This is a genomic window from Rhodococcus sp. NPDC006774 (genome assembly GCF_040636045.1).
Lineage (GTDB): Bacteria > Actinomycetota > Actinomycetes > Mycobacteriales > Mycobacteriaceae > Rhodococcoides.
Genome location: NZ_JBEYIW010000005.1, coordinates 327,473 through 338,922 on the forward strand (window position 1 = coordinate 327,473; position 11,450 = coordinate 338,922).

An 11,450-nucleotide genomic window follows, 5' to 3' on the forward strand; every position below is an offset into this window, starting at 1 on the left:
CACCTCAGCTTAGGCGGGTCGGGGGTACGTTCGGTGAAGGAATGTCTCTCTCGCCGAACGAAGGAAGCAACGCCTCATGAGCAACGATCTGAAGGTCGTCGCGACGATCATCGCCAAGCCCGATGCCGTCGACGCCGTGCGCGACGGACTGGTGGCCCTCGTCGCCGAAACACGCAAGGAAGACGGGAACATCTCCTACGAGCTGTTCGAGTCAGCAGTGGAGCCGGGCACGTTCGTCACCATCGAGGTATGGAAGTCGCAGGAGGACCTCGACGGTCACATGCAGACCCCGCATCTGCAGCAGGCGCTAAGCGAGTTCGGTGCCCATCTCGCGGCTCCGCCCGCCATCCATCCGCTCCGGCCCGTCGGCTGAGTCACCCCGCGCGCTCGCATACACCAGCGCCGAGACGGCCAGCAGAGCCGCCGTGGCACCGATCGCGAGCCAGCCGGTCCCGCTCATCTCGCCCGACGCGATGATGCGGGCACCGGCCGCGGTGTAACTCATCGGCATGAACGCCGCCAGATCGCCCCAGATGGGCGCGGTCGACGCGTATGCGAACCCGCAGACGACGACCTGCACCACGAGCGCGACGACGTTGACGATCTGGCCGACCACGGCGCCGAGCACTCGCTGAATCGCTCCCGCTGCGGCGAGATATGCCGCGGCGGAGACGATCAGGAAGACGCCTGCGCCGAGCACCGGCCCGAGGGCCGCATCGGTGGCGAAGGCGAAGGCCACAGCGGCGCTGACGCCGACCGCGGCGACGGCCGCAACCACCGAGAGCAGTCGTGGGCTGCTGTCCTTGCCGAGTACTCGAACGAGGCTGACGCATCCCAGAGCTCCGAGAGCCACCAGGGCTGCGATCAGATACGGGGTGGCACCGGTTCCGGTGGACGTCGTCACGGCCGCGAGATTCTGGTCCGTGGCGGCGTCGTCGGTGGTGGTGGCAGCGGTTCCCTGCGGGAGTGCCGCGGAGGCGTCGCGCACGTTGGTGGCGATGCCGTTGACGATTCCCTCGACCGGCTCGACGGACGTCACGAGCTGATCGGTGCCCGCTTTGAGCTGTTGGCCGCCGTCGTCGAGCTGGCCCAGTCCGTCCCGCAGCTGGACCGTGGCGTCGCCGAGCTGTGCGGTGGCACCGAGGAACTGACTGTTGGGGTCGTTGAGTTCGGAGGACAGCTGCTGAGCACCGCCCTTGAGGGTCTGCAGCTGGGCGAGGGTGTCGGGCCCGAATGCCTGGGTGTTCAGGGTGTCGATGACCCCGCGGATCTCGCCGGAGATGGCGTCGGATCCTGGGTGCGGGAAGCGATCGACCTGGTCTGCGGTGGCGGCGAGTTTCGCAGTGAAATCGGCCTGCAGAGCGCCGAAGCCGGTGAGTTGGTCGACAACCTGGTCGACGCCACCGCTGATCTGCGACGCGCCGTCCCCGAGCTGACCGATGCCGTCGCGGTACTGCCCGAACCCGTCGGCGAGCTGGATGGTTCCGTCGTGCGCCTGGGTGATGCCGTCGGCGAGCTGTCCGACGCCGTCGTTGAGCTGCGTGCCGCCGTCGGTCAGCTGACCGATACCGCTGGAGAGAAAGGTGATGGGCAGCGAAGCGCTGTTGAGGCTGCTCCTGGCCGCGGCCAGAGGATCCGCCGTCTGCTGGTCCGCCGTCTGCTGGTCCGGTGCCTGCTCTGTGGCGGCGGTGGTGGTGGCCGTGGATTCGCCGCCGAGGTCGTAGCCGGTGCCCAGTGCAAAAGCACCCACCGCCACCAGAGGAAACGCCAGCGCAGTGAGAGCAACGGCAGGACGTCGGAAGATACGCAATTCACCCATGATGGGTTCGAGGCTAACTGCCAAGTACGGCCTCGCCGACCACTCGATGGCCGTCGACGCCGCGTTTCATGCCCTCTACCTGGGAGTTTAAGAGCTCTCTGTGGATTGCCGGTTGCGGGGCAGCAGGTCCCACACATGCTCGGTCTCGTTCACCGAGGAGACCGACCTCGCGCCACTGCGCGAGAACAGCACACGCGTCACCGAGCAGTAGTCGATCGGGAAGCCGAGCACCTTCGGGACCTGCAGAATGTCCTGCAGCAGGATGTTGATCACGCCGCCGTGGGCGAAGAGCGCCACGGTGTCGGTGTGTGCGGCGGCCGCGACGATATCGGCGACACCGGCCAGGACTCGCTGCCGGAATGCCTGCTCGTCGACCTGTTCGGGAAGATGCCCGGCCTTGATGCGATCGAATGCCTCCCGGAATTCGGTCTTGGCCGACTCGATCGGAACGTACCCGCCGAAGTCGCGATCGTATTCGGTCACGCGCTCGTCGGACTCGACGGTCAGACCGAGCCGATCGGCAAGAGGCTGCGCCGTCTGGACGGCGCGCAGCTGCGAACTCGACACGACTCGGGAGATCGGGAATCGGGCCACTGCACCCGGCACCCGCAGAGATTGTTCGACGCCGAGGTCGGCGAGAGCGGGATCGGCCGAGGTCTCCGACCGTTGTGGCAGCGCGTGCCGCACCAGAACCAGTTGCATCGACTCACCTAATCACGAGTGTGCGGCCGCTGCGCTGCACCATCGATCGGAAGGCCGCGACCTGACGCGGCGAATCGGCCTGCGGATCCCACACCATGCCGATACGTCGACGAGCCGCGGGCTGGGTGAGCCCGATGTCGACGGTTCCTCCTTCTCCGCCGTGCGCTCGGATCCGCGGCAGGATGGCGATGCCGAGTCCGGCCCCGACGAGTCCGCGCACCGTGTGGGTGTCCTGCCCCTCGAAGGCGATGCGCGGGCTGAAACCGGCGTCCGCCCACAACTCGTCGCAGATCGACCGCATGCCGAAACCGTGGCCCATCGCGATGTAGTTCTCGTCGGCGGTGTCGGCGAGATCGACCGATCTGCGGGTGGCCAGGCGATGATCGGCCGGGACCACGAGCATCAGCCTCTCGTCGTAGAGCTGGAACGAATTGTCGTCGGTGTGCTCGGCGCTGAGAGAGACGAACGCCAGGTCGGAGACTCCATCGGCGAGACGGTCGAGGCAGCGCGCGCGGGCACCCTGATCCAGATCGAACGTGACGGCCGGGTGGTCGACGCGGAACTGCCGGATCAGCGCCGGTACGACGTCCTCGCCCAGGGTGTTCTGAAACGCCACTGCGATACGGCCGCGGGCCCGAGCGTCGTGCTCGGTCATGGCGTCGATGCCGGCATCGATATCGCTCAACGCTCGCTGCAGGTACGGAATCAGCACTCGGCCGGTGCTGGTGAGCACGATTCCGCGGCCGCGTCGTTCGACGATGTCGACGCCCAGGATCGCCGACGCGCGGGCCACCTGCCGACTGACGGTGGGCTGTGGAAGGCCCAGCACGTGCGCGGCGTCGGTGATGTGTTCGGTGTCGGCCACCGCCACGAGGGTCGGCAGCAGCGGCAGCAGTTCGATCGCTTCGCGACGCATGAGACGAATCATATCGCTGGTGTATCGGTTTGCCATGTCTCATGCATTGGACGAATACCGTGAGCGCTTCTAACGTGATCTCCATGACTACGACGCAGCCCGAGGTCCTCGGGTGGGAGGGACACCCGAAGGGATCGCGCGAATACCGCCGACTGGTCCTGGCCCTGCTGTTCGCCGGCGTCGCAACGTTCGCTCAGCTGTACTCGGTGCAGGGAATCCTGCCGCTCATCGCCGCCAATCTCGACATCACCCCGTCGCTGTCCTCGCTCGCCGTCGGACTCGCGACGGTCGGCGTCGCGGTGTCGGTCATTCCCTGGTCGGTTGCGGCCGATCGCATCGGTCGAGTCCGGGCCATGACGGCGTCGATCCTCACCGCCACGACGTTGGGACTGCTGGTACCGCTCGCGCCGTCGCTCGAAGTCCTTCTGGTCGTTCGATTCTTCGAAGGTGCCGCACTGGGCGGTCTCCCCGCCATAGCGATCGCGTATCTCAGCGAAGAGGTGCATCGCAGTCACACTGCCTTGGCCGCGGCGACGTACGTGTCCGGCACGACGCTCGGCGGACTGCTCGGTCGCATCGTCGCCGGACCCGTTGCGGAATACACCAACTGGCGCATCGGCACCCTGACCGTCTCGCTGATCGCGGCCCTCGCCGCCGCGCTGTTCGTGTGGCTTGCACCGAAACCGCGAATGACGCTGGTGCACAGCCAGATTCGCGACCTGCCGGGAAGGCTCTTGGTGAACCTGCGCGAACCGGGGATGGCGGCACTCTACGGCCAGGGATTCCTGCTGATGGGCGGGTTTGTCGCGATCTACAACTACCTCGGATTCCGTTTGGAGGCCGTGCCTTTCGGGCTCCCACAGTCTCTGATCAGCCTGATCTTCGTGGCGTACCTCAGCGGTACGGTGTCCTCACGGGTAGCGGGCAAGCTCGCGACGAAGCACGGCAGGTCGATGGTGCTCGCCGGATCCACCGCAACGATGATCGCCGGAGTGGCCCTGACGATGGCGTCGAATCTCGTCGTCATTCTGACCGGCCTGGTGATCCTGACCATGGGATTCTTTGCGGCCCACGCCATCGCGTCGGGCTGGACCGGACAACGCGCCGTTCACGGCCGCGCGCAGGCGACCTCGCTGTACAACCTCTTCTACTACGGCGGATCGTCCATGGTCGGATGGATCGGCGGCGTCGTGTTCCAGTCGTTGGGATGGAACGCGTTGGCGCTGTTCGTCATTGCGTTGGCACTGATCGCAGGCGTGTGGGCCGCATGTCTGCACGGCCGATTGGCGCAGCCGGTATCAGTAGGTTGATGTGTTCGCGGCAGCGATGGCGAAAATGACGATCGCACCCACGATGACGACGAACAGTGCGATCGAGACGTAACCGATGATCAGCCCTGCGGTCGCGAACCCCGACCCGCCTTCGCCGGTGCGCTTGATCTGACCGCGCGCAATGTGGCCACACACCACCGCGCACACCGACGCAAGCAACGGAATGAACGTCAGACCGAGAATGCCCAGCACCAGCGACACGATCGCCAACGTGTTCGTGGACGCGGGAGCCTGATACCCGCCGGCATACGGTGCATTCCCGTAGTAGGGGTTGGCGTATTGCGGGTTTTGATACTGGGCGTTTTGGTACTGCGGGTTCGGAGGGTACTGCTGGTGCTGGGCGTTCGGGTCCAGGTACGGAGGGTACTGCTGCGAATCCCCGTACGACTCGTCCTTCCTGGACGCGTCGAACGAATCGCTGCCATCACCCTGCGGATAACCCATGGCGGGAGTGTGGCACCTCGGGACAGCCGTCGCAACCGTTCTCTCGCGACGCTACGTGCCGAGCTTGCCCCAGCCCACATACGCGTCGACGGTGACGTAACCGGTCACCCGAGGCTGATCCCGAACCGGATACGGATTACCGGTGTAGTGCGTCGAAATGCGATCGATATCCACCAGATCGGGATCGTCCTGCAACTCGATCGAGCCGTGCACCGTCACATGGGTGTACCAACTGGCCTCGTCCAACACCGAAATGGAGACCTTCGGATTGGCCCTGATGTGCTCGAGACGCTTCCGAGACGCGTCGAAATTGAGCACGACCTTCCCGTCCTCCCACAAATACCAGGTGGGTGCGGTGATCGGCGTTCCATCGGCACGAACCACAGCCATGACGGCGGGATTCGGCTTCTTCAACAATTCCACAGCAGCATCGGGCAACGGGGGCTTCGGCATACGACAACCTTACGACTCGACCCCCGCAGCGGTCTTGCTTCCGCCCACACCGCCCCCGAAGTCCACTCGATGTGACATTGACTGCCGAAAAGGCCACTGAATGTCACATCGAGTGGACTGGGGTTGCGGGTGCACTCGGGAATCGGGTGCACTCGGTGTGGATGTGGGACTACAGGTTGGGGAGTTTGACTACCTGTCCGGCGTAGGAGAGTCCGGCACCGAAGGCGAGTAGCAGTGCGGTGTCTCCTGCTTTTGCTTTGCCGGTGCGCAGTAGTTCTTCCATGGCCAGGGGGATCGAGGCAGCCGAGGTGTTGCCGGTTTCGGCGATGTCGTTGGCGACCGGGGTGCCGTCGGCGAGGTTCAGGCTCTTGGCCAGCAGTTCGGTGATGCGGCTGTTTGCCTGGTGGGGGATGAAGGCGTGCAGTTCGTCGGTCTTGATGCCGGCGACGTCGAGGACCCGCTGCGCGGCTTTGCCCATTTCGAATGCGGCCCAGCGGAAGACGGAGATTCCGTTCATCCGGATCCAGGGTCGTTCGAGGCCTTCCTCGGTGATGTAGTCGTACCAGTCGGTTGTCTGGACGATGGCGTCGGATTGCGAGCCGTCCGAGCCCCAGACGGCGGGCCCGATCTCGGTTTCGTCACTCTGTCCGACGACCACGGCACCGGCACCGTCGGCGAAGATGAATCGCGTGGTGCGGTCGTAGGGGTCGGTGGTGACGCTGAGCTGTTCTGCACCGATGACGAGGACGTACTTGGAGGTTCCGGCCTTGACCAGGTCCGATGCGACGGCGAGGGAGTAGCAGAAGCCTGCGCAGCCGGCGCAGATGTCGAATGCGGCCGGCCCCTTGGTGCCGAGTCCGTGCGCTACTTTCGCAGCTGCCTGGGGTGTCAGTTCGAGATGCGTCGAGGTGGCGACGATGACGGTGTCGACTTGGTCGGCCGTGATTCCGCTGGCCTCGAGGGCCTTGCGGCCTGCTGCGATGGACATCTCCACGACGTTTTCCTTGGGATCGGCGAAGCGCCGGTTCTTGATTCCCGATCGCGTCTGGATCCACTCGTCGCTCGAGTCGATGAATTCGCAGATCTCGTCGTTGGTCACGACTCGTTCGGGGCGGTGAACGCCGAGTCCGAGTAGTTTCGACTGTCGTCCCTGCGTCGTGCTGATCGCACCCATCTTCAATTTCCTCTCGTGCTACCGCGCCATCGCCGAGCTTCGGCTCGGGTCTTGGGCTGCGGGCTCGGTGACACACGTTACGTGCGTCGCCGCGAGGAGTTCACACCAGTTCGGCGATGAGGGCCGCGACCTCGGCGGGTTTGTCGATCATGGCGTGGTGATGGGCGGGCATGACGACGGTGAAATCCGCTTGCAGGTAGGCAGCGAGTTTGCGCTGTGTCCGTACCCATCTCTTGCCCCACGGCGACGGCCTGCCCGTGTGTGCGGCCGCCACGATGACGGGCACACCGAGTCGGAACTGCTTACGGATGCGGTTCAGTTCGACCGAGAGATCCGGGTAGACGACGTCCTCCACCAGCGCGGCGGCGAGGTAGGTGGGTCTGCGATAGATGTCGTCGACCCAGTCGAATGTCTCCTGCGGTGTGCCGTCGGGCGGTGTCGCTTGGTTGAGGATGCGGCGCACACGCGGTCCGATCAGTTTCTGCACGCCGGTTTTGCTGAGCATCGTTGCGATCACGTGCGCGGCCTCGACACGCACGGCAGCCGGGATGAAACGTCGGGGGTCGGATTCTGCGCTGGAATCGAGCAACAGAATCCCGCGGATGCGCGACGGGTACAGCCGGGCGACGGCTTCTGCGTAGAAGCCGGCAATCGAATGACCTGCGACGACGGCCGGCTCGGTGACTCCGAGTGCGTCGAGGACGCCGATGATCCTGTCTGCCTCTCCGTGGACGGTGGGCGTGGCACCGACGGGCAGGGGGTCGCTGAGTCCGAAGCCAGGGCGGTCGAGAACGACCACGTGATGGTGGGCGCTCAAGATGTCGACGGTGTCGTTCCAGTCGAACCAATTGCTGCCGAGGCCTCCGCAGAGGACCACCGTGGGGCCGGTTCCGCGTACGAGCAGGTGCAGACGTTGTCCGTCCACCTCGACGTATCGACCGGGCGGATGTTTCACGGGAAACAACGCACTGCGTTCGGCTCGATCCCCGTTGTCCATATTTGGTTCCCCACGATGCTCAGCCGACCTGCCGTCTGTTTCACCGTCCAGTTTCCATCATTTTCCCGGTTTTTCACACTCGGCCTCGCGGATGGGGTCGTGGCGGAGGTCATTGACGCGGCTTGGCCAGCGGGAACGCCAACGTTTCGCGGATGCTGCCTCCGGTGATGAGCATGACGACCCGGTCGACGCCCATGCCGAGACCACCGGTCGGCGGCATCCCGTGCTCGAGTGCCTGCAGGAAGTCCTCGTCCAAGCTCATCGCCTCCTCGTCGCCCCCGGCCGCGAGCAGAGACTGTTCGGTCAGTCGCTGCCGCTGATCGACCGGGTCCGTCAGTTCGCTGTACGCGGTACCCAACTCGACACCCCACGCGACGAGATCCCACTTCTCTGCGACCCCGGGGATGCTCCGATGCGGCCTCGTCAACGGCGACATCGACGTCGGGAAGTCCTTGTAGAAGGTGGGGAATTCCGTGTAGTCCTCGACGAGATGCTCGTACATTCCCTGCGCGACGGCTCCCGCATCCCAGGTCTTCTCGTACGGGATGCCGTTCTCGTCGCACAGGCGTTGCAGTTCGCCCAATGGGGTCGACGGTTCGACGGGTACGCCCAACTTCTCGGCGACGGCACCGTGCAGCGTCTTGACGGGCCACTCGCCGGAGATGTCGATCTCGATCATCTCTCCGTTCGGGCCGTCGGGACGCAGGATGATCTCGCGTCCGTGCGCCGCAACAGCAGCCCGTTGAATCAATTGGCGGCACAACACCATTGCGCGTTCGTAGTCGCTGTGGGCCTCGTACGCCTCGAGGATCGTGAACTCGGGATTGTGTTTGAAGTCCGCTCCTTCGTTGCGGAACACACGCCCGATCTCGAACACCTTCTCCATGCCGCCGACGCACAGGCGCTTGAGATACAGCTCCGGGGCGATTCGCAGGTAGAGATCGAGGTTGTAGGCATTGATGTGGGTGACGAACGGCGCGGCGTTCGCACCGCCGTGCACCTGCTGCAGAATCGGTGTCTCGACTTCCATGTACCCGCGCTCTGCCAGCGAATCACGGAGGGATTTGACCACATTCGAGCGTGCGATCAGCAGAGCTCGAGCATCCCGATTGATCGCCAGGTCCACGTAACGCTGCCGCACCCGAGCTTCCGGATCGGTGAGACCGCGGTACTTGTCCGGCAACGGATGCAGGCACTTGGCGTTCATGCGCCACTCGGTGGCCAGCAGGGAGAGCTCACCACGCCTGCTGTACCCGATGGTGCCGCTGACCTCGATGAGGTCACCCAGGTCGAAGTCGGCATCGAATTCTTCGATTCTGTCGCCGACGCGTTCGCGGTCGAACAGCACCTGGATATCGGCCGACCAGTCACGGATGACGGCGAAGGACACGCTGCCGTAGTCACGGATACGCAGAATGCGTCCGGCGATTCGCACCGTTGTGCCCTGCGGCGACGCCACCGCTGCCTCGACGGTGTGGGTCGGGGGATACGCGACGGGATAGCCCTCGGTGCCCTCGCGTTCGAGACGATCGAGCTTCGACATGCGCACGCGCACCTGGTCGGGACGCTTCCGGCCCGGCGTCGGCTCGTCCGGAACGCTGTCGGGTCCACTGCCGTCGGGATGAATGTCGGCGGCGTCGGCCAGAGCTGCGGGCACCGCGACGTGGGAACCGGTGTGCTTCGAGGCCCGTCGGAAGGTCGGAAGAGTCAGGAAGCCTTCGGCGATGGCCGACGCGACGCCGACCTTGGGCAACACCCGATTGTCGGCGAAGCAGAGGTAGCGCGGCTCCCATTCCGGAAGGTACTTCACGTTCGAGCGATACAGTGCCTCGAGCTGCCACCACCGGGAGAAGAACACCAGCACGCTTCGCCAGATCCGCAACACCGGCCCGGCCCCGATCCGGCTGCCCTCCTCGAACGCCGCGCGGAACACCGCGAAGTTCAGCGAGATCTTGCTGATACCGAAATGATCTGCGCCGGTGGCGAGCTCGGTCACCATCAGTTCGATCACGCCGTTGGGCGACGCCGGATCCCGGCGCATCAGATCCAGCGATGCACCGGTACGACCCCACGGGACCAACGAGAGAACACCGATCACCTTCTCACCCTGAACTGCCTGCACCAGAAGGCAATCGCCGTCCAGCGGATCACCCAGCCTGCCCAATGCCATCGAGAAACCACGCTCGGTTTCGGTATCGCGCCACGCATCCGCGCACGCAATGATCTCCGACATCTCCTCCGACGAAATATCCCGATGACGACGCACGGTGACCACAACACCCGCCTTGCGAGCCCGGTTGACCGCCTGACGCACGGGGCGCATCTCGCGTCCATTGAGGTTGAAATCTTTGGTTTTCAGGATTGCTTCGTCGCCGAGTTCGAGGACGCTCAGGCCGGCCCGCTTGTACGCGGTGGCGCCGATCTCGCTCGCTCCCATGACAGCCGGGGTCCAGCCGTACTTCTCGGCCAGGTCCAACCATTCGGATATCGCATGCGGCCACGCCTCGGGGTTGCCGATCGGGTCACCACTGGCAAGACACACACCGACCTCGACGCGATACGTCACCGCTGCCTTGCCACTGGTGGCGAAGATGACGCCCTTGTCTCGTCGGGTGGCGAAGTAGCCGAGGGAATCGTCGGCGCCCCACTTGTCCAGCAGGCCACGGAGAGCGGACTCGTCGCGACCGGTGAGCGCATTGCTCGACCGCTGAGACCGAAACAACGTGATGACAGCCCCCAGCAACGCCAACGCTCCGAACAGACCCAACGCCGTGTTGACGATTCCGTTCGGCCTGCCGTCGAACTGCTCGTTGTCCACCGTCGCCAACGCCGTGACCCGATTGAACGCCCACAGGAACGTCTGACTCTCCGGCAACGACCCGGGGAACAACGCCACCAGCGCCCACCCGATCACCGTCCCGATGGCGGCGCCCAGCACGAGCACGCCGAGCGCCTTCCACACCGCACCGCGGCGCACACGGGTGTAGAACTCCTTGCGCGCGGCGATCAACAACCCCGTCACCACGACATGCACAGCCAGTGCAATCCACGAGCTGACGTCCTTCTCCGTGATGCCCTCGACGACATTGGTGATCGCCAACAACACCAGGTAGATCGTCAACAACCACCACGCAATGCGTTTGCGACTCGCCAGCGCCGCCGCCAACAACCCGACCACCAACGCCCACGACAAACTCGTATCGGGAGCATCGAAGTAGTAGCTGTCCACGTACTCGCGAGGAACATGAATCAGGAAGCGAAGAGTCGGCGACAGACTCCACAGAAACAACAACACCGCGAACACGCCGAGCACCAACCCCGCGATATGGGGCACCTCACTCAACCGACCACGCGCGGGTGGCACGAACGACCGCGGAGCCATGGACCCGGACCGCTCCGAGGGAACTGCTGTCGCCGTCATATCTCACTCCCGAAGTCAGAATGCACTTGCAACGTAGACGGTATCCCCGCCGACCGAGTCAGTTCCCCATTGCCGGACCCGACCGTCCACTCAATGTGAGGGAGTGTCCGATTAACGGTGGATCCGACCTCGGTGTCGGTTAGTTACCGTTCGGGGTGATGCGTCCTTCGAAGGTGATCGCGAACGCATTGAG

Annotated in this window: 10 protein-coding genes; 2 read left to right on the forward strand and 8 right to left on the reverse strand. The window is 64.7% G+C overall.

Features of this window, described 5'->3' with window-relative positions:
* Positions 1–76: 76 nt before the first annotated feature.
* Positions 77–373 (forward strand): putative quinol monooxygenase, encoded by a 297-nt coding sequence (locus ABZ677_RS10840; RefSeq protein WP_037195354.1) that lies wholly within the window; start codon positions 77–79, stop codon positions 371–373.
* Here the strand turns inward: ABZ677_RS10840 and ABZ677_RS10845 are convergent.
* The 3 genes from ABZ677_RS10845 to ABZ677_RS10855 all read right to left on the reverse strand — a co-directional run bounded on the left by ABZ677_RS10845 (position 308) and on the right by ABZ677_RS10855 (position 3,437).
* Positions 308–1,819, reverse strand: coding sequence for a phage infection protein (locus ABZ677_RS10845; protein ID WP_358369149.1), 1,512 nt, complete (start codon positions 1,817–1,819; stop codon positions 308–310). The two genes, ABZ677_RS10840 and ABZ677_RS10845, sit on opposite strands and share 66 nt — an antisense overlap.
* Before the next feature lie 87 nt (positions 1,820–1,906).
* Complete coding sequence (locus ABZ677_RS10850) at positions 1,907–2,521, reverse strand: histidine phosphatase family protein (protein ID WP_358369151.1); 615 nt, start codon at positions 2,519–2,521, stop codon at positions 1,907–1,909.
* A 4-nt stretch (positions 2,522–2,525) separates the two neighbouring features.
* Positions 2,526–3,437, reverse strand: a complete 912-nt coding sequence (locus ABZ677_RS10855) for a LysR family transcriptional regulator (RefSeq protein ID WP_037195730.1) — start codon at positions 3,435–3,437, stop codon at positions 2,526–2,528.
* An 83-nt stretch (positions 3,438–3,520) separates the two neighbouring features.
* Here ABZ677_RS10855 and ABZ677_RS10860 point away from each other — a divergent pair, with 83 nt between their 5' ends.
* On the forward strand, positions 3,521–4,747 hold the full coding sequence (locus ABZ677_RS10860) for an MFS transporter (RefSeq protein ID WP_358369154.1): 1,227 nt from the start codon (positions 3,521–3,523) through the stop codon (positions 4,745–4,747).
* Here ABZ677_RS10860 and ABZ677_RS10865 read toward each other — a convergent pair.
* From ABZ677_RS10865 to lysX, 5 genes are all read right to left on the reverse strand, one after another.
* Positions 4,736–5,212 carry a DUF4190 domain-containing protein gene (locus ABZ677_RS10865; RefSeq protein ID WP_358369157.1) on the reverse strand — a complete coding sequence of 159 codons (477 nt, stop codon included), beginning with the start codon at positions 5,210–5,212 and terminating at the stop codon, positions 4,736–4,738. The two genes, ABZ677_RS10860 and ABZ677_RS10865, sit on opposite strands and share 12 nt — an antisense overlap.
* 51 nt (positions 5,213–5,263) lie before the next feature.
* On the reverse strand, positions 5,264–5,665 hold the full coding sequence (locus ABZ677_RS10870) for a PPOX class F420-dependent oxidoreductase (protein ID WP_037195361.1): 402 nt from the start codon (positions 5,663–5,665) through the stop codon (positions 5,264–5,266).
* Positions 5,666–5,834: 169 nt separating this feature from the next.
* Positions 5,835–6,839 (reverse strand): beta-ketoacyl-ACP synthase III, encoded by a 1,005-nt coding sequence (locus ABZ677_RS10875; protein WP_032378786.1) that lies wholly within the window; start codon positions 6,837–6,839, stop codon positions 5,835–5,837.
* Positions 6,840–6,939: 100 nt separating this feature from the next.
* Positions 6,940–7,836 (reverse strand): alpha/beta hydrolase, encoded by an 897-nt coding sequence (locus ABZ677_RS10880; RefSeq protein ID WP_176460695.1) that lies wholly within the window; start codon positions 7,834–7,836, stop codon positions 6,940–6,942.
* Between the two features lie 109 nt (positions 7,837–7,945).
* Complete coding sequence (gene lysX / locus ABZ677_RS10885) at positions 7,946–11,257, reverse strand: bifunctional lysylphosphatidylglycerol synthetase/lysine--tRNA ligase LysX (protein ID WP_358369162.1); 3,312 nt, start codon at positions 11,255–11,257, stop codon at positions 7,946–7,948.
* Between the last annotated feature and the right edge of the window lie 193 nt (positions 11,258–11,450).